The following is a 17647-nucleotide window of genomic DNA, read 5'->3' as shown; positions in this document are numbered from 1 at the left end:
GTGGACGCCGAGTCAGCGGCACCGGGTAGTAGATCGGGTACGGCACCGGGTAGTACATCAGGTGGGGCACCGGGCACGCGCCCGGCGGGGACGTCGCCGCTGCGCTACGGCGCGGGGATGTTCGGCACGTCGCTGCCCATCAACCTCGTCAAGGGCTCGATGCTCTACGTGTACGTGGAGCTGCTCGGCCTGGACGCCGTCGTCTACGCGACGGTGTACGCGGTGTACGGGGTACTCGACGCGCTGGACAACCCGGTGTTCGGGTACCTGTCCGACCGGACGAGGTCACGCTGGGGGCGGCGCCGGCCGTACCTGGTCACGGGGGCGCTGGTGCTGGCGGTCACGACGATCGCCCTGTTCTCCGTGCCGGGACCGGTGGCGGACTCCGCGGTGGGGCTCGCCGTGTGGTTCGCCCTCTTCGCGATCACCACGGAGATGGCCGACTCGCTCATCAACGCGAGCTACGGCGCGCTGCTTCCGGAGCTGTTCTCGCACGAGCGGCGCCGGGCGACGGCGAACGCGGTGCGGCAGGGCGCGCAGCTGATCGCGCTCGTGATCGCCCTCGCGCTGACACCGGTCCTGGCCCGGAACGTGCTGGGTACCGAGGGGTCGACGGTCGGCTACGGGCGTCTCGCGGTGATCTTCGGCGTCGTGTCGGCGGTGGTGATCCTCTGGACGGCGTTCGGGGTGCGGGAGGACCCGGCTCTCGACGCGGAGCCCAAGCCGTTGTTCTTCCGGTCGGTGGGGCAGATTCTGTCGACGTCGCACTTCTGGACGGTCGGGCTCGTCAACGCCTGCTACGGCGCTGCGATGGCGCTCGTCCTCGGCGGCTTGCAGCTGTACGTGCACCACACGCTCGGCGGCTCCGCGCTGGACGCGAGCATCCTCCAGCTGGTCGTGATCGCCGTGTCCATCGGGATGCTCGGGGTGTGGGCCGCCGTGGTGCGCCGCAAGGGAGCGGCCTGGACGTGGCGGCTCGCGCTGCCGGTCGCGGCCGTCGGGTTCGTGCCCCTGTACTTCGCGACCGACCTCGTCACGGGGATCCTCGGTGGGCTGTCGGTCGCGGTCGGGTACTCGGGGCTGCTGGCGACGAACGACGTGGTCATCGCCAGGGTGCTCGACGCGGACGCCGCACGCCACGGCACGCACCGCAGCGGCCTGTTCCTGGCGGCGTTCGGGGTGCTCGGCCGGCTCAACGGCCTGGTGACCGCCGGGGCGCTCGCGTCGCTGGCCATGTGGTTCGGCTACCGCTCGGGTGCCGACCCCGGCCCGGACCCCGGGCAGGCGTTCCGGGTGTACCTGTCCCTGTACCCGTTCGCGCTGCTCGTGATCGGCACCACCGTCTCGCGGTTCATCCACCTGCCGCCCGCGCCGCAGGAGGCTCAGGAGGCGGGTTCGCCGCACGGACCGCCGCACGGACCGGCGCAGGGCCCTGCTCAAGGCCCTGCGCCGGTCACGCGCTGATCGCGAGCAGCGTCCGGTCGGCGGCCTCCAGGCGGTACGGGCCGTGCTCGCCCGGGGCCGGGAACGTGGCCCGGGCGCCGCGCACCCGACGGCGCCGGCCCGCGACGTCCACCAGGACCGTGCCGTCGGCGTCGACCGCGACCAGGTCGTCGCCCGACCGGACCAGCACGGGCTCTCCCGTGCCGGGGAACCGGCTGATCGCGGTGCGTCCGAGGCGCACGGCGTCGAGGATCGCCTCCGGTGTGCGCTCCTCGGCAGCGACCCACGTGGTGGGTGTGCCCGGCGGGTAGCCCTGATCCGGTGTGTGGAAGTCGCTGCCGCCCAGCAGCACCGGGTGCGCCCCTTCGCTCGACGCCAGCAGGTAGGCCCACGGGCCCGTGGCCGTCAGGTCGAGGAACCACGAGATGTGCCACAGCTCGAGAAACCCGGTCCGTACCGGGTACAGCCAGCCGCAGTCGTCCTGCACCGGATGGTTCACGGAGAGCAGCCCGCCGCGCACCTCGACGTCGGACAGCCACTGCGCGGCCGGACGCCGGAAGTCGACCCAGCCGATGTCGCCGAACGCGTTGGCGTGACCCGCGTGCGTGGTCACCTCCTGACCCGGCACGAGACACAGGTCGTACGCCGCGCCGACGCCCGGCAGGTGTCGGTGGTGCGAGACGGTGTTGTGGTCCGTGACGGCGAGGAAGTCCAGGCCGCGGTCCGCCGCGGCCGCCGTGAGCCGGGCGATGCTCAGCGTCCCGTCCGAGTGCGTGGTGTGCGCGTGCAGGTCACCCGCGTACCAGGTCAGCCCGTCGGGTGCGGGCAGGTCCCGGCCGAGCCGGGTCCGGCCCCGGGTGCCCGACGGCGGCGGGGGAGCGGGCGGCTCGTCCTCGACCGCGCCGGCGTCGACCCCCGTGGCGATCGTGACCGTGACGTCGACGGGCTCGGCGGGCATCCCGTGCAGGCCGAGGACCACCGCCCACCGGCCCGGGACCAGCTCGCCGGGCTCGTACCCCGGGGTCGCGGCGGCCGGCGTGATCGCGAAGCGGGACCGCGCGCCGCCCGACCACCCGCGCCAGCGTTCCGGGTCACGGCAGCCCAGGTCGATGACGGCGGCGTCACGGTCGTACGCGAGAGTCACCTCCAGGGCCGGTGCCCCGGCGGGCGGCAGCTCGAACGGCACCTCCAGGTACCGGTTCTCGATCTGGTCCTCGAGCGACAGGCGCAGGCGGCGCTGCTGGCGGGTCACTCGGTGCGTCCCTGAGCCTCGGGTTCCGACCGGCCGGACGCCGACACCGCGGCCGCAAGCGCCTCCCGCAGCCCGGCCGCCGTGCCCTCGGCCTGCGCCTGCGCGGCCAGCGCAGCCACGCGCGCCCGGTCGGCCTCGGTCGCCTGCGCCCGGGCCGACTCCAGGCCGTCACGCAGTGCCTGCAGCTCGCCCTCGAACCGGGCGACCGACGCTTGTGCGGCCGACCGGGCCGCCTCGGCGTCGGCGCGATCCCGGTGAGCCTGAGCGGCGTCGTCCCGCGCGGCCTCGAGCGCCCCGCGCACGTCTGCCAGCGACTCCCGCAGCCCGAGGGCGGCGCCCTCCGCCTGCGCGCGGGCCGCCTCCGCGTCGGCCCGGGCGCGCTCGGCCGCCGCCGTGGCGGCCCGCTCCTGGGCGAGCTCGTCCCGTACGGTCTCCAGGGCCTGCCGTGCCGCGGTGAGCTCGCTCTCCAGCCGGCTCGCGACCGCCGTCGCCTCCGCACGTTCCTTCTCCGTCGCCGCCCGCTCCTCCTCCGCGGACCGGGCGTGCTCGCGAGCCTGTTCCAGCACCGCGCGGAACTGGGCCAGCTCGGCGTCCGCCTCGTCCACCCGTGCCGCCAGGGCGTCCGCCTCGCCGACGACGGCGGTGAGCGCCTCGTCCTGTGCCGCGGCAGCGGCCTCGTGCTCGGACCGGGCGACCTGGACGGCCGCACCCCACAGGGCGTCCACGCCGCGGTCCACGAGCGCGGTGACCGCGGGCGGGAGGTCGGGCAACGACTGCCGGGCCTCGTCCTCCGCCGCCTTCGCGTCACGCCACTCCCGCAGGTACCTGGTGGCCGCTGCGTTGGAGCAGCCTGCCCGCTCGCGCACGTTCGTCACCGTCACGGGCGTGCCCTCGGCCGTCAGGTCCTCGGCCGCCTGGAAGACCCGTTCCTTGTCCCGCACGTCGTTCCCCGATCAGTTCGTCGTCCAGTTCCGTCACCACGCGTAGTAGTACGAGTAGTGCCACGATCCTACTCCTACTCTGGTCTCCACACACTACGCACCCGCTTTCCTGAAGCGGGTGCGCACTATGACAAGAAATGGCGTACTTGCAGCGTTCAGGGGTCGTCGGAGACGCCTGTGAATCGCTCCGGAGAGCACATGGTGAGCAGCGCAGACCTCAGTACACCGAGGTTGAGTAACCCCCGCGCGATGGTTGGCGCTAAGCCTGGTCAGGGGGTTCGGGTGGCGGGCGGTGACGCCCGTGCGGGCATTGACCGCAGATGAGCAGGGATTATCTGCGGTCAGGTCGGCGGCGACCTGCATGGACGTCCCTGCGCGACGCGGGTTACTCGACATGGTTATCTGCGATAGCGGTGGGAGGCGTCTGTGGGCACTGTTCACCGGCTCGACGTCGGGGTGCCCGCCCCGGACATCACACGTGCGGCAGAGGCGTTCCTCGCCGAGGTCGACAACCCGAACACGACCCGCGCCTACCGCACCGTGCTGGACGCGCTGGCTCGCCGGTTCGGTCCCCGCAGGCCGCTGACGGTCCTCGAGGGCGAGGAAGCCGCGGACCGAGTCAGTGAGTGGTTTACCGGCTCGTGGGGCACGGCGTTGCCGGCGACGTTCAACGCGCGGCTCAGCGGGCTGTCGGCGGCGATGGCCTGGTGGCGCGATCAGGGGTGGCTGACCGGCGACCCCCTGCGCCGTATCCGGCACCGGCCCCGCACGCCCGACCGCACCCGGGCGTTGGACCGCGCAGAGGTAGAGCGGCTGCTCTCCGCCGATGGCCTGAACCTGCGCGAGCGGACGTTGTGGCGGCTGCTGCACGAGTCGGCCGCCCGCGCGAACGAGGTGCTCGCGCTGGACGTCGAGGAGCTCGACCTGCGCAACCGGCGGGCACGGGTACGACGCAAGGGCGGCGCCGCCGACGTCATCACCTGGCGCACCGCCACCGCCCGCCTGCTGCCCCGGCTGCTGTCCGGACGTACCACGGGCCCGGTGTTCACCACCGGCCGGCGCGCGAGGGTCGAGCTGGCGGCGGCCGATGTCGACGCCCACACCGGGCGTGCGCGGTTGTCCTACCGGCGCGCCGCGGAGCTGTTCAGCGAGCACGCCGGCGGGGCCACGCTGCACCAGTTGCGGCACTCGGCGCTGACCCACGCCGCCGAGGACGGCGCGAACACCTCGACCCTGCTGGCCTACTCCGGACACACCTCGGTGGCGTCCCTGGCCCGGTACACCCGTGTCTCACCCGAGAGCCTTGCGCGCTGGCAGACAGCCCGCGACCCTGCCGCGCAGCGACGCTGAGTCCTGGCCAGAGCCCCCCGGGATCGGGGTGACTACGGCCTCCAGCACGCGACACGGCCCCTTCCTCCGCGTGGGAGGAAGGGGCCGGTGGGCGGTGCTCTCGGGTGTCGCTACGGGGTGCGCAGCTCGACCCGGATGACCGTCTGCGGGACGGAGCTGTAGGTCACCACGGTGTTGCGACCCACCCAGCCTCCGGTCACCCCATTGCTGGGCGTGGTACGGCCCTCCCAGCTGTTGGTGTCGAAGCCGAGCCTGTTGGCCCACGATCCGTTGTTGATCCCGGCGTTGTAGAAGCCGTAGTTGGCGTAGGGCGTCGAGATGGGCAGCAGGCAAAGGTCGCTGGCCTGGCAGGGAGAGCGCACCGCCTGGGTGCCGGCGCCGTCCTCGTACCCCTGGCGCACCTCGGTGAACTTTCCCGTGTCGACGTCCTGGACGAGCGCCTTGGGGGCGTCGGACAGGATGAACGCCTCCATTTCGGCCGACGACGTCACCGGAGCATCGGTGACTACGCCGTCCACCACATGGGTTCCGTCGTTGGGCTCGGCCGCCAAGACCTGGCCGGTCGCGGCGTCCATCAGGACCTGCGCGTTGCCCGCGCCTGCCAGAGCCTGCGCGTCCTCACGGGGCTGGATCGTGGACAGCTCGTCCAGGACCAGTCGCTGCGGGTCGGCGGCGTTGGACGACGGGGCGGTGAACACTCCTGGTACGGGGTCGCTGGTTGCGTGAGCCGTGGCTGGTGCCGCGACGAGCGCGGCGGCCAGGACGACGGATCCGATTCGTTGCCGAAGGTGCACTGGGTTTCCTCCAAGCAGAACTATCCCCGGCCAGGGTGTGCGGGGGACTAGTGGCCTCAGGCTATGGTCTCGGCTCGCTGATGCGCCGGGACGACACTCCAAGTCCAGAACGGGGTTTTTCGCCATGCGGTGCAGCCCCTGTCTCGCGAGCACCTCGTTCGCCCTCGCCGTCGTCGCCGACGTGGCGCAGGGGGCGCAGGCCGGCCGGGGTGGGGTCGGTGAAGCTGTAGCGGCCCTGGAAGTTCAGGTGGGCGTACCCGAGCGGGGTGAGGCGGGCGACGTCGGCGGCCTCGACGGCGTGGCCGTCGGCGCGCAGCTGGTCCAGGGCGGCGTCGATGTAGCGGGTGTTCCACAGCACGACGGCGTTCAGGACCAGGCCGAGTGCGCCGAGCTGGTCCTCGTGGCCCTCGCGGTAGGTCTTGCGCATCTCCCCGCGCTGTCCGTGGTAGATCCGGCGGGCCAGGGCGTGGCGGGACTCGCTCATGTTCTGCTGGCGGCGGATGCCCCGCCGGTAGCCGGTCTCGACGGGGTCGACCAGGGCCAGCACGCGCAGCAGGTCGTAGGCGCGCACGCCGCCGTCGACGAGGGTCGCAGCCACGCGCACCATGTCTGGCCAGTGCTCGGTGATCCGGGCCAGGTTCACGCGGTGGCGGGCGATCGGGTTCAGCGCGCCGTAGTCGCCGGTGGCCTCGCCGGGCCCGGTTGCGCGCCACAGCCGCTGGTCTCCGATCCCGGCGATGTTCGGGGTGAACCGGTAGCCCAGGATGCGGAAGAGGCCGAAGACGATGTCGGAGTAGGAAGCGGTGTCGGTGATGACGTGCTCGATCTTGGGTCCGCCGTCGACACCGAGCACGGTGTCCAGGATGTAGAGGCTGTCGCGCACGGTGCCGGGCACAGTGACAGCGCCGATCCCGGCGAACTGGTCGTTGATCGCGTTCAGCCAGGTCAGGCCCTTCTTCATGCCGAAGTATTTCGGGTTCGGCGCGGCGTTCAGGGTCACCACGGGCACGGTGAACCGCATCCCGTCGACCGAGGCGACCAGACCCCCGCCCCAAGCCGTGGCGACCTGGCTGCCGGCCTGGGCGTCAATGAGGCGCCCGGCGGCGGCCGTGAACGTCTCGGCACGCAGGTAGTTCTGTGCGACGTGGGAGAGCCGGTCGTACGTCAGGGCGGGCACCGACCCGCTGGCCACGGGCCGGAAACCGACGTTGCAGGACTCCGCGACCAGGACCGCGGTGAGGGACACGGCCAGGTCCGCCAGGCGGGTGGCCCGGCCCGCAGTGTGGGTGAACTCCTCCAGGAACCCGGTCCAGGAGTGGACCTCCAGCAGCACGTCGGGCAGGTCCACGTGCGGCAGCATCCCTGCCACGGTCGCGCGCAGGTCCTTCAGGGAGTCGGGCTCGGGCTCGCGTTCGAGCCGGTCCACGTCCAGGCGCATGCGCCCCCGGTTGTCGGCCTCGAGCCGCCCCCCCCCGGCGTCCGGGCCGGCCGCCGCGATGCGGTCGGCGAGCTGGCGCCAGGCCGCGTCCAGCGTGCCGACGAGCTCGGCCAGGTGCGCCTGCACGGGTCCGTCGAGCTGGAGAGAAGCGGTGATCTCGCTCTTACGGGCCGCCCACCGGTCGCCGTCGAGCAGCTGCGCGCGCGGGTCGGCCCACCGGACCGAGCAGGTCGCGAACACGTCGCGCCGGCGCAGCGCCCGGTGGAAGTGCTCCAGCACGCACAGCACGTACGCGTCCCGGTCGGCCGCGCCGTCGGGCAGGTCCGGGTTCGCGAACACCGCGCGCTGCCAGGCCGGGTTCACCAGGCCCGCCGCGACGTCGTCGGCCGACAGCGGCCTGATCGCCGGGCGACGGCGGGCCAGGTCCGGCAGCCGGCGCACCTCGGCCAGGAGCCCCTCGGCGGCCGGGGTCGCGTCCAGCGGCAGCACCTCGGACAGCAGCTCCAGGAACGGGCGAACCACCCGGTACTTGTCGGTCAGGAGCCGGCGCAGCTGGGACTCGCCGACGTTGTCGTCCGGGACCATGTCGGAAACGGCGTCGGCCGCGCCGATGACCTCCTGACGGGGCGCGACCTGCTCGATCGCGGCCCACGCCTGGTCCACGTCCACGCTCCCGGCCTCCTGCGCGGCCGTCAGGACCGCGACGAATGCCTTGGTCACCCCGGCGAGCGTCGCCGAGGCCCGCTCCAGGTGCGGCATCGACTCCAGCCGGTGTGCCTCCGCTTCCCGGCGGGCCCGGGCGATCAGCCGGGTCGCCATCAGCGCGTGGAACAGGTCCAGCGCGTCGTCGACCGCGACGGCCTCCAGGTGCCGGGCCGCGGCCACCAGCGTGGCGGTGCGGTGCGGCTCGCCCATCTTCGCGATGTCGGCGGCCTTGGCCTTGATCCCGATGACCGAGCGCGACGCCGCGACCGTCGCCGAGATCGCGCACGCCGTCGGCTACTCGGACCCGTTCGCGTTCAGTGCCGCGTTCAAGCGGACCCGGGGTGTCAGCCCGAGCTCCTGGGCCGTGCGCCGGGCCCTCATGCCTGCCGGACGTCCCTGACGAACACCAGGCCGTCGTGGTCGGCCAGGTGCGCCGGGTCGAGCGGGGCGTACCCGAACCACGGCGACACACGAGCAGCGGGTAGCGCGTCCGCGAGCGCTGCGGCGAGGCGACGCGGGTCGACGACGCGGTCGTCGCCCAGTGCGTACAGGAGTCCCTCGACCGTGTCCGACGGCGGGGCGCCCACGCCGTGCTGCTCGATGGTGCCGAGGGCGGTGGCCAGGACGGCGTAGTCCTGACCCAGGTGCGAGCTCACGAGCGCTCCCGCGCCCCACCACTCGAGGCGGGGGTGGCCCCACATGCTCATGGTGCTGCGGCCACGCTGCAGATGGCCGTTGTGGGCGTACGCGAGCGTGGGGCCGCGCCGGGTGACGGCGAGGAGGTTGGCGGCGATCATCGCGTCGCGCACGCCGAGCAGCCAGGTCATGCGTGCGGGCGAGGTGTCGGCCAGCCAGAAGTGGTAGCGCAGCAGGCCGGTCGCGGTGCGCCCGTACAGGCGGGCGCGGTCCCAGTCCTCGGGTGAGGACGTGGCGACGAGGTGGGGCGCCTGGGTGCTGAGCAGCGTCTCCAGGTCGTCGGCGACGAGGCGAAGCTCGCGTGCCTCGGCCGACTGTCCCGTGGCGCCGGCGGGGTCCATCATCGCGGCCGGCTCGGTCCAGGGGGCGTCAGGTCCGATCAGGGTGTCGAGCACGTCGGCGGTGACGGGCAGCAGGCCGGCGTCGACCCGGTCCGCGAGATAGCCGTGCAGGGCGGTCAGGACCTGCCGTGGGCTCGCCGCACCGGAGATCTCCAGCGGGCCGTCGACTCCGGCGAAGCGGACCTGGTCGGTCGCGGGCCGGCCCTCGTTGTGCGCGCGCATCCAGCGGACGAGCTCCCTGTTGCCCTCGAGGGCGCCCCACTCGTGGCTGAACCCGCGGTCCATGACGTCGTCGAGGTCGCCCTCGCCGGTGGTGACGTGGTCGTCGACGAGCAGGCCCCTCAGGCAGTCGCTCTCGAGGGCGATCGTGCGGTAGCCCTCCTGTTCGACGAGGTGGCGGAAGAGCTCGTTGCGCCGGGCCAGGAGTGTGTTCTCCCCGTGGGTGGGCTCGCCGAGCGCGAGGAGCCGTGGCCGGGCCGGGAGCAGGCGCAGGACGGCGGCCGGGTCGAAGGGTGCGGTGGTCTCCTTGAGGTCTGTCGTCATTCCTTCAACGGTATCGTTGAAGAAACGGTTGAGACCTTGGTGGCGATCGTGGTGGGAGCATGCGGCTGAACCCTCAAAGCACGGTGCGGCTGCGGCCGGTGGATCTGGCGCGGGAGCACGGCTTGTCCACCCAGGCGGTCCGGAACTACGAGGATGCCGGCATCCTGCCCGCGGCCGAGCGCACGGCGCACGGGTACCGCGTCTACGGTGCCCTGCACGCGCTGGCGCTGCGCGCGTTCGTCGCCCTGGTGCCCGGTCACGGTCACCGGACGGCCGCGGCGATCCTGCGGGCCGCCAACGAGGCCGGCGCCGCCGACGGTGCGCGGGCGTACGGCGAGGTGTTCCGGCTCCTCGACGAGAGCCATGCGGAGCTGCTCGAGGACCGCAGCACGCTCGAGGCGGTTCGGGCGGCCCTGGGCGGCCTGGTGCCCGAGGCGGACGCCGCTGGGCCCGCAGCACCCGCGGGACAGCACGGACGGCCAGTACCGAACGAGACGTTCATCGGACCGTTGGCGGCGCAGCTCCGCCTTCGCCCGGCGACCCTGCGTGCCTGGGAGCACGCGGGGCTGGTGCGTCCGCGCCGGGACCCGCTGACCGGCTACCGCCGCTACGACGCGGCCGACGTGCGGGACGCCAAGCTGGTCCATCAGCTCCGGCGGGGCGGCTTTCTGCTGGAGCAGATAGCGCCGTTGATCGCTCAGGTGCGGGCGGCGGGCGGGCTGGAGCCGCTGGAGTCCCTGCTGAGCGCCTGGGACGAGCGGCTGTCCGACCGGGGGCTGGCGATGCTGGCCGGGGCCGCGGCCCTGGACGCCTATCTCAAGGCTGCGCGGACCGCAGCCGCGCCGCCTGCTTGATCAGGTGGGTGCGTTCCGCCGAGCTCGTGGCCCGGTCGGCGGCGGCCGTGTAGTGCCGGACGGCCCGGTCGACGTCGTCGGCGCGCTCGTACAGGTGAGCGGCCACGGCGTCCCACCGGGTCAGGCCGGGGTCGATCTCGCCGAGCACGGCGAGCCCTGCCCGGGGCCCGTCGACCTGTCCCACCGCGACCGCGCGGTTGAGCGCGACGACGGGGCTGTCCGTGAGCCGGGCCAGCTCGTCGTACCACTGGAGGATCTGGGGCCAGTCCGTCTCGCCGGCCACGGGGGCGTCGTCGTGCAGGGCGGCGATCGCCGCCTGTGCCTGGTACTGGCCGAGCCGGTCCTGTGCCAGGGCGGCCTGCAGCACGTCGACGCCCTCGGTGATCATCGCGGTGTCCCACCGTGACCGGTCCTGCTGGTCGAGGGGCACGAGCTCGCCCGAGGCCGTGTACCGGGCATCCCTGCGAGCGTGGTGCAGCAGCATCAGGGCAAGCAGGCCGGCGATCTCCGGGTCGGCCGGTGCCTGGCCGTTCGCCGCGTCCGCGGCGGTGGCGGCCGCGAGCTGGCGGGTCAGCCGGATGGCCTCCGCCGCGAGGGAGATCTCGCCGGTGAAGCCCTCGTTGAAGATCAGGTACAGCACGTGCAGGACCGCGCGCACGTCGCCGGGCGTGTCGAACCGCCGGCCCGCGATCGTGCGCTTGGCCCGGGAGATCCGCTGGGCCATGGTGGCCTCGGGAACCAGGAACGCGCGCGCGATCTGCGCGGTGGTGAGCCCGCCGACGGCGCGCAGCGTCAGGGCGACGGCCGACGCGGGGCTCAGCGCGGGGTGGCAGCAGCGGCTCAGCAGGAGCAGCGTGTCGTCCGACTGCTCGACGGGCCCGGGCGCGGGCTCGTCGTGCACCCGTTCCTCCCGCCGTCGCCGGGCGGCCTCGGCGCGCTGCGCGTCGATCAGCTTGCGGCCGGCGACGCGCAGGAGCCACCCCTTCGGGTCGTCCGGCGGGTCGTCGGGCCAGTGCCGCACGGCCTCGACGAGGGCCTCCTGCACGGCGTCCTCGGCCGTCGCGAAGTCTGCTCCGCGACGGACGAGGACGCCCAGGGCCTGCGGCGCGATCGTCCGCATCAGGTTCTCCACCCGGTCCCGGTCCATGCCGTCTCCCGACTACTCCGCCGTGGCCTGGAGCTCGGCGAAGAACGGGCGCACCTCGAGCCACTCGTAGATCGGGCGCCCGCCCTGGCCCGGTGCCGCGGAGAGCTCGGCGGCGGCCTCGTACGCTCGCTCCTGGGAGTCGACGTCGATGATCATGAAACCCGCGATGAGGTCCTTCGTCTCCGCGAACGGCCCGTCCGTGACCGGTGGCCGGCCCTCGCCGTCGTACCGCACGAACGTGCCCTCCGGCAGGAGCGCACCCTCGCTGACGAACTCACCGCTCTCCGTCAGCTTCTCGGCGAACCGGCGCATGTAGTCGATGTGCGCCGTGATCTCGTCGGGCGTCCACTGGTCCATCATCGCCTCGGTGCCGGGCACCGGCTTGGGGCCGCTGTGGCGGTAGTGCTTCAGCAGCAGGTACTTCGCCATGGTTGTCTCCCTGGGTCAGGGGCCCGAACAAGGCCCCGGGTCATGGACGCGGTGCGCGCCCTCGACCCTAGGACGGAGCCGGTCCCACCTTCTCGACATCAGGATCGACGATCCGCCGAAGAAATATCGGACGAGGGGCGCGACGGCCGGTCAGCCCGCCGCGGTCCGTGCGGCGCCGATCGGGACGACCTGCCCTTGCGCGCCCGCCGGCACGACGGCAGACGCCTGGAACGCGGCACTCATCGTGTCGCCCAGGGCATCGAGATCGTCCTCGAACAGACCCGCGTACGTCGCCAGGGTGAGTACCGGCGACTCGTGCCCCAGCATGCGCTGCACCGCCTTGACCGTGGCCCCGCCCGAGATCGCGAGCGACGCGGCCGTGTGCCGCAGGTCGTGCAGGGTGAGCGTGGCGAAGTCCTCGGCGCCCGGGCCGAGGGTGGTCCCCGACAGCGCGGTGAGCAGGCGTGTGCGGCTGACCTTCTCGCCCCGCGTCAGCGACTCCCTGCGCGCACGGTCCGCCTCGGTCACCAGCGACCAGGTCGCCGGGTCGCAGACACCCGTCGGGTCGAGGCCGCCGTCGTCCTGGACGCGGCGGACCGCGGCGACCACACCGTCGTCGTACAGCCCGGAGGGGCGCAGGCCCAGCGCCTCGCACAGCGTGCGGACGGCGCGGCCGGCCGCGAGGACCGCCGGCCGGAACGCCGACCGGTCGAAGCTCTCCCGGCGCAGGGGGCCGCCGCGGGTACCGGTGAACAGCAGGTCGGCGGCCGCCCGGCCGGCAGCCTGGTCGGCCACCGCCGCCACGAGGGTCCCCGGCAGGGGGACCTCGCGCCGGGCATGGGTCTTGGTGTCGCCGAGCAGCAGCGTGCCGTCGTCGAGCCGCGTGTACGCCTTGGTGACGCGCACCCGGCGGCGCAGGGGGTCGACGTCGGCGACGGTCAGCGCGCTGACCTCCCCCCAGCGCAGCCCGGTCAGCGCCGTCAGCAGGACGAGCGTGCGCGCCTGCGCGGACGCGGTCGCGTCCGCGACACGACGCAGCTGCTCGTGGGACAGGTAGCGGTGCGGCTTCGTCTTCGGCGCCCGCGGCAGCGCCGGTACCTTGCCCGACGGCGTCCGCGCCGGGTTGGTGCGCAGGCGCCGCGCGTCGACCGCGGCGTCGAGCAGCGCGACCAGGAGACGTGCCGCGTCCCTGCGCCGCGCGGGGGAGGCGGTCGCACCGGTCGTGGGGGACGCCATGGTCGCCGCCCAGCGGGCCACGTCCTCGTGGGTGACCTGCCGCAGCGGCCGGTCGCCGAACGTCGGTGCGACCAGGGAACGGAACCGCTCGTGCTCCGCCTCGATGGTGCGCGGCGCGCGGTCGACGCGTGCCTCCTGCCAGATCGCGAACCACTCGGCGACGGTGACCCTGCCCGAGGCCGGATCGACCCACTCGGCGTGCTTGCCCGCCTCCTCCTGACGCCGGGCCTCCGCGAGCGCCTCCCGCCGGGCGGTGAAGCGGCGGGTGCTGCGCAGGCGTCCGTCGACACGGAACCGCCCGATGTAGCCGGTGCGGCCGTCGGAGTCGGTGCGCTGCTCTGTGTACGCCACGTGGTGAGGGTATCGGGCCTGATGGCGGCACCCGGTAGTTTGGAACCATGCGCGTACTCGTCTCCGGTGGTACCGGTTATATCGGTTCACACACCGTCCTCGCCCTGGTAGCCGCTGGTCACGATGTCGTGGTGGTCGACGACTTCTCCAACTCGAAGCCCTCGGTGCAGGGCCGCCTGGAGGCGCTCGCCGGCCGGGCGGTCCCGATCCACGCGTTCGACCTGACCGATGTCGACAAGACGGAGGCGCTGTTCGCGCACGAGCAGATCGACGCGGTGATCCACTTCGCGGGGTTCAAGGCGGTGGGGGAGTCGGTGACGAAGCCGCTGGAGTACTACCGGAACAACCTGGACTCCACGTTCGCGCTCGCCACGTCGATGCAGAAGTACGGGGTGACGAGGCTGGTGTTCTCGTCGTCGGCCACCGTGTACGGCGAGAAGGCTCCGGTGCCGTACCGGGAGGACTACGAGCACCTGTCCTCGTCGTCGCCGTACGGACAGACCAAGGTGATGATCGAGCGGGTCCTGTCGGACATCGCGCAGATCTCCGAGGGCTGGAAGGTCGCGCTGCTGCGGTACTTCAACCCGGTGGGCGCGCACGAGAGCGGCGACATCGGCGAGGACCCGCAGGGCATCCCGAACAACCTGATGCCGTTCATCGCGCAGGTCGCGGTGGGGCGCCGCGACAAGCTGACGGTGTTCGGGAACGACTACCCGACGGCGGACGGCACGGCCGAGCGGGACTACCTGCACGTCTCGGACCTCGCTGCGGGGCACGTGGCGGCGCTGGAGCACCTGGACGACATGGCCGAGCCCGCGCGGGCGTTCAACCTGGGCACGGGTACGGGCACGTCGGTGCTCGAGCTGCTGAAGGCGTTCGAGCGGGCGGTGGGCCGTGAGCTGCCGTACGAGTTCGGGCCGCGCCGGGCCGGGGACCTGCCCGCGTTCTGGGCCGACCCGACCCGTGCGAACACGGAGCTGGGCTGGCGGGCGACCCGGACGATCGACGACATGTGCGCCGACACGTGGCGGTGGCAGTCCAAGAACCCGGAGGGGTTCCCGGACGCCTGACGCCGCGGCGCCGGCCGTGCGGTCCGCGCCGCCCGTCAGACGACGGGGTTGCCGATGGGCGGGGTCTCCAGCCGGTCGAACTCGAGCTGGGGGACCCCGTCGTCGGGGTCCTGCTCGGGGTCCCTGCGGTGCGCGGGACGGTGCTGCCGCAGGACGGGCTGGGTACCCGCGCCGCGCGGGCGGGGGTCGGAGCGGGGGGCGGGCTGCTGGGCCGGCCGGGGTGCCTCGGGCACGCTCTGGTCGTGCAGTGCCCCGCCGGGTGTCGGCTGGTCCCGCTCGGCCGGCCGAGGGGTGCGGTCGACGGGTGCGGCGTGCGCCTCCTCGAAGGCCCGCACGATCGACCAGGGCAGCCGGATGTAGCCCTCGACGTCGAAGCCGTTGGCGATGGCCCAGGCGCGCATCTGCGCGGGGGTGGCGGCATTGCGGCCGTCGGTCGGCTTCTTGGTCCCGGTCTCGTCGTCGAGCTTGGGGAACTCGACGGGCGTCGCCTCGACGATCGGCTCGATCACCGCGTCCCGAGGGCAGCCGAGCGTGTCGGCGACGCGCCACAGCTCCTGGCGGGCCTCCAGGTGATAGCGGTCGGCCTCGATCGCCTGGTGCACGAGCGCGTCGAAGAACCGTCGACGGACGTCGGACGCCCCCTCGGGCGTGAGCCGGTAGAGCGGCTCGGCGTCGGCGAGCCCGCCTGCCGTGTCGGGCGTCAGCCGCCCGTCGTGCAGCGTCTCCGCGATGAGCGCGAGGTATCCGTGGGTGTGCACGTCCGCGACGACGGCGATGGCGTCGGCGAGCGGCTGTCCCGCGAGGGTCGTGAGGATGCCGGGGCCGCGGCGACCTGGCCAGGGGCGGGGTGGGTCGGCCGCCCGGCTGGGCGCCTCGGGCCAGGGGTAGACCCACGCCCGCAGGGTGACCTGCAGGAGCTCGGGCAGGTCCGGCACCCCGCCGCCGCTCTGCACGAACCGGGACAGCAGGCCGGCGACGGCGCGCGCCTCGTTGACCGGGCTGGAGTTCGGGGGGATGCCTCCGCCCTCGAACGGGACCCCTGCGGCGGTGCAGCAGTCCGACAACCGGCGGTGGACCAGGTTGGGCAGGTAGTGGTAGCTCGCGTCGATGGTCGTCAGCTGGGCGAACGCGGGCAGCTGCCATCCGAGGTGGGCCAGCTCCGCCCGCAGCACCTCGATACCGAGGCGGCCGTTGTGCGTCACGATCGCCATCTGCGACAGCCGCTGGCGGAGGGTCGCGGCGACGTCGGCGAGCGCTATCCACGCGCCGTCCGGGTGCAGCACCGCCGACCACTCGTCGACGATCCCGCCCCGCTCGTCGACCCGCACCACCGCGATCTCCCGCAGGCGCGTCCTCGCCACCTGGATGCCGGTGATACGCGTCGACACCGCTGCGTACGCGGGCTTGCCTACGCGTTCGTCCCTCGCCATGCGCGTCCTTTCTCGACAGCCGTGCCGCCGGTGGCGCTACGACGCGCCACAGGGTGCCATCAGCGCGGGAGTCCTGAAAGTGGAGATAGTACGAATATGTCGGATTCTGTGAAAATCACTACCGGGGATAGCGGACCGCCCCCCGATTATTAACACTTGTCGTGGGTGTTTGGCCACCGTCTGAGGCAGGTCAAAAGGGGAGGTCATGGTGCTGTCGAAGCTCTCGGTCATGGACTGGCGCGCGGTCGCGGCGCTCGGGTTCGGTCTGCCGTACGTGGCGCTGGTGCTCTGGGGGGACCGGTTCGGATGGCTCGCTCCATCCGCTTCCGGTGCCCTGACCAGCCCGATCACCCTGGTGACACTGGGTTGTCTGCTGGCAGGAGCAGGCCTTGCACTAGCGCCGGTGCTACAGGACGGAACCTACCCGGTCCTGAACATCCTTGTCGCCGCGGCGATGCTCCTGGCCTTCGGCTGGGCGGTCCTGTCACTGGCCCAGGCAAAGTACGGCTGCGATCCGCTGAACGTGCTGCCGGGCTGCGGGTGATCTTTTGAGAATGTGGCGGTGTGCCCTCCGCGGCGGATTTTCTCCTGCCGGTTCCGGCGCCTTCGGGACACAATGCGAGCGTGTTCCGACGCCCCGCCAACCACCGTGTCTCGAGCCGTGAGCTCGTCGCCCTCGGCACCGCCAGCCAGGTCCCCACGCGCACCCGCAACCACAACGGCTACGCGTTGTTCTGGGACGACGAGGTCATCCTGTTCGACCCTGGCGAGGGAACCCAGCGCCAGATGCTGCACGCCGGCATCTCCGCGACGGCCCTGACCCGCATCGCGATCACGCACCTGCACGGCGACCACAGCCTCGGCCTGGCGGGCGTCGTGCAGCGGATCAGCCTCGACGGCGTGCCGCAGACGGTCCCGATCACGTTCCCCGCCTCGGGCCGCCGGTGGGTCGAGGCGCTGTGCGACTCGACCGCGTACTACCACCAGGAACACCTCGCGCTGCAGGGCCTCTCGCACGACGGCGTCATACCGCGCGTCCCCGGCGAGCTGCACGGACCCACGACGCTGCGGGCAGCCCGGCTCGACCACTCCCTCGAGGCGTACGGGTACCGGCTCGACGAGCCGGACGGGAGGCGCATGGACCCCGACCGGCTGACGGCGGCGGGCATCAGCGGCCCCGACGTCGGCCGGCTGGTCCGGGACGGCGTGCTACGGACCCCGCACGGCACGGTCCAGGTGGAGGAGGTCAGTGACCCCCGCCCCGGGCAGTCGTTCGCGTTCGTCATGGACACCCGGATGTGCGACGCGGTATGGAGCCTCGCCGACGGCGTCGACCTGCTCGTCATCGAGTCCACGTTCCTGGACCGCGACCGGGACCTCGCACACGCCCACGGCCACCTCACCGCCCTGCAGGCGGCCACGGTGGCCGCCCGCAGCGGTGTGCGCAGCCTGGTGCTGACCCACTTCTCCCAGCGGTACACCGACCCGGCGGAGTTCGAGCAGGAGGCACGCACGGTGTTCGACGGCGACCTCACCGTGGCGGCCGACCTGGACCGGGTGCCGGTGCCGCGGAGGCGGTAGCGCAGCGGCTGCCAGCGCCTTCGCACGTGTCCAGGGGCAGTTCTCC

16 protein-coding genes are annotated in these 17647 nt (G+C 72.9%); 7 read left to right on the top strand and 9 right to left on the bottom strand.

Annotated features, from left to right (window positions below; genetic code table 11):
• Entirely contained in the window at positions 1-1464 is a 1464-nt protein-coding gene (locus ACYVK7_RS13985) for an MFS transporter (protein ID WP_460888327.1), read from the top strand.
• Here the strand turns inward: ACYVK7_RS13985 and ACYVK7_RS13980 are convergent.
• Together ACYVK7_RS13980 and ACYVK7_RS13975 are read right to left on the bottom strand one after the other, a co-directional pair.
• Positions 1454-2695, bottom strand: coding sequence for a CehA/McbA family metallohydrolase (locus ACYVK7_RS13980; protein WP_460888326.1), 1242 nt, complete (start codon positions 2693-2695; stop codon positions 1454-1456). The genes ACYVK7_RS13985 and ACYVK7_RS13980 overlap by 11 nt on opposite strands.
• Complete coding sequence (locus ACYVK7_RS13975) at positions 2692-3636, bottom strand: DNA-binding protein (RefSeq protein ID WP_460888325.1); 945 nt, start codon at positions 3634-3636, stop codon at positions 2692-2694. The genes ACYVK7_RS13980 and ACYVK7_RS13975 overlap by 4 nt, the downstream gene beginning before the upstream one ends.
• Before the next feature lie 426 nt (positions 3637-4062).
• Here ACYVK7_RS13975 and ACYVK7_RS13970 point away from each other — a divergent pair, with 426 nt between their 5' ends.
• The gene (locus ACYVK7_RS13970) at positions 4063-4986 is read left to right on the top strand and encodes a tyrosine-type recombinase/integrase (RefSeq protein WP_460888324.1); all 924 of its coding nucleotides are present in this window, start codon (positions 4063-4065) and stop codon (positions 4984-4986) included.
• Positions 4987-5096: 110 nt separating this feature from the next.
• On the opposite strand, the gene ACYVK7_RS13965 is transcribed toward ACYVK7_RS13970, so the two are convergent.
• Positions 5097-5780 (bottom strand): hypothetical protein, encoded by a 684-nt coding sequence (locus tag ACYVK7_RS13965; protein WP_460888323.1) that lies wholly within the window; start codon positions 5778-5780, stop codon positions 5097-5099.
• A gap of 61 nt (positions 5781-5841) precedes the next feature.
• On the bottom strand, positions 5842-8163 hold the full coding sequence (locus tag ACYVK7_RS13960) for a Tn3 family transposase (protein WP_460888372.1): 2322 nt from the start codon (positions 8161-8163) through the stop codon (positions 5842-5844).
• A gap of 4 nt (positions 8164-8167) precedes the next feature.
• Here ACYVK7_RS13960 and ACYVK7_RS13955 point away from each other — a divergent pair, with 4 nt between their 5' ends.
• The gene (locus tag ACYVK7_RS13955; protein ID WP_460888322.1) at positions 8168-8323 is read left to right on the top strand and encodes a helix-turn-helix domain-containing protein; all 156 of its coding nucleotides are present in this window, start codon (positions 8168-8170) and stop codon (positions 8321-8323) included.
• Here the strand turns inward: ACYVK7_RS13955 and ACYVK7_RS13950 are convergent.
• Positions 8301-9503 (bottom strand): erythromycin esterase family protein, encoded by a 1203-nt coding sequence (locus ACYVK7_RS13950; protein WP_460888321.1) that lies wholly within the window; start codon positions 9501-9503, stop codon positions 8301-8303. The two genes, ACYVK7_RS13955 and ACYVK7_RS13950, sit on opposite strands and share 23 nt — an antisense overlap.
• Before the next feature lie 59 nt (positions 9504-9562).
• On the opposite strand from ACYVK7_RS13950, the gene ACYVK7_RS13945 reads away from it, so the two are divergent.
• Positions 9563-10357 carry a MerR family transcriptional regulator gene (locus tag ACYVK7_RS13945; RefSeq protein ID WP_460888320.1) on the top strand — a complete coding sequence of 265 codons (795 nt, stop codon included), beginning with the start codon at positions 9563-9565 and terminating at the stop codon, positions 10355-10357.
• Here ACYVK7_RS13945 and ACYVK7_RS13940 read toward each other — a convergent pair.
• The 3 genes from ACYVK7_RS13940 to ACYVK7_RS13930 all read right to left on the bottom strand — a co-directional run bounded on the left by ACYVK7_RS13940 (position 10320) and on the right by ACYVK7_RS13930 (position 13520).
• Positions 10320-11504 (bottom strand): RNA polymerase sigma factor, encoded by a 1185-nt coding sequence (locus ACYVK7_RS13940; protein WP_460888319.1) that lies wholly within the window; start codon positions 11502-11504, stop codon positions 10320-10322. The genes ACYVK7_RS13945 and ACYVK7_RS13940 overlap by 38 nt on opposite strands.
• A 12-nt stretch (positions 11505-11516) precedes the next feature.
• A complete protein-coding gene (locus ACYVK7_RS13935) occupies positions 11517-11933 on the bottom strand; it encodes a YciI family protein (RefSeq protein WP_460888318.1) in 417 nt (138 codons plus the stop codon).
• A 150-nt stretch (positions 11934-12083) separates the two neighbouring features.
• Positions 12084-13520 (bottom strand): tyrosine-type recombinase/integrase, encoded by a 1437-nt coding sequence (locus ACYVK7_RS13930; protein ID WP_460888317.1) that lies wholly within the window; start codon positions 13518-13520, stop codon positions 12084-12086.
• A 47-nt stretch (positions 13521-13567) separates the two neighbouring features.
• Between ACYVK7_RS13930 and galE the strand changes: the two genes are divergently transcribed.
• Positions 13568-14590 (top strand): UDP-glucose 4-epimerase GalE, encoded by a 1023-nt coding sequence (galE, locus tag ACYVK7_RS13925; protein WP_460888316.1) that lies wholly within the window; start codon positions 13568-13570, stop codon positions 14588-14590.
• Positions 14591-14625: 35 nt separating this feature from the next.
• Here galE and ACYVK7_RS13920 read toward each other — a convergent pair whose 3' ends face one another.
• Positions 14626-16020 carry a hypothetical protein gene (locus tag ACYVK7_RS13920; protein ID WP_460888315.1) on the bottom strand — a complete coding sequence of 465 codons (1395 nt, stop codon included), beginning with the start codon at positions 16018-16020 and terminating at the stop codon, positions 14626-14628.
• Between the two features lie 205 nt (positions 16021-16225).
• Between ACYVK7_RS13920 and ACYVK7_RS13915 the strand changes: the two genes are divergently transcribed.
• Entirely contained in the window at positions 16226-16564 is a 339-nt protein-coding gene (locus ACYVK7_RS13915) for a hypothetical protein (protein WP_460888314.1), read from the top strand.
• 80 nt (positions 16565-16644) lie between these two features.
• Positions 16645-17601, top strand: coding sequence for a ribonuclease Z (locus ACYVK7_RS13910; RefSeq protein WP_460888313.1), 957 nt, complete (start codon positions 16645-16647; stop codon positions 17599-17601).
• The last annotated feature ends 46 nt before the right edge of the window (positions 17602-17647 follow it).

This window comes from Promicromonospora xylanilytica (assembly GCF_054782895.1).
The sequence above is the reverse complement of the archived record's forward strand: the minus strand, read 5'-3'. Positions and strand labels throughout refer to the sequence as shown.

Bases quoted from the DNA above. Each gene is read 5' to 3' on its own strand.
- ACYVK7_RS13955 (WP_460888322.1), top strand. From the start codon at position 8,168: ATGACCGAGCGCGACGCCGCGACCGTCGCCGAGATCGCGCACGCCGTC.
- ACYVK7_RS13950 (WP_460888321.1), bottom strand. From the start codon at position 9,503: ATGACGACAGACCTCAAGGAGACCACCGCACCCTTCGACCCGGCCGCC.
- ACYVK7_RS13945 (WP_460888320.1), top strand. From the start codon at position 9,563: ATGCGGCTGAACCCTCAAAGCACGGTGCGGCTGCGGCCGGTGGATCTG.
- ACYVK7_RS13940 (WP_460888319.1), bottom strand. From the start codon at position 11,504: ATGGACCGGGACCGGGTGGAGAACCTGATGCGGACGATCGCGCCGCAG.
- ACYVK7_RS13935 (WP_460888318.1), bottom strand. From the start codon at position 11,933: ATGGCGAAGTACCTGCTGCTGAAGCACTACCGCCACAGCGGCCCCAAG.
- galE (WP_460888316.1), top strand. From the start codon at position 13,568: ATGCGCGTACTCGTCTCCGGTGGTACCGGTTATATCGGTTCACACACC.
- ACYVK7_RS13920 (WP_460888315.1), bottom strand. From the start codon at position 16,020: ATGGCGAGGGACGAACGCGTAGGCAAGCCCGCGTACGCAGCGGTGTCG.
- ACYVK7_RS13915 (WP_460888314.1), top strand. From the start codon at position 16,226: ATGGTGCTGTCGAAGCTCTCGGTCATGGACTGGCGCGCGGTCGCGGCG.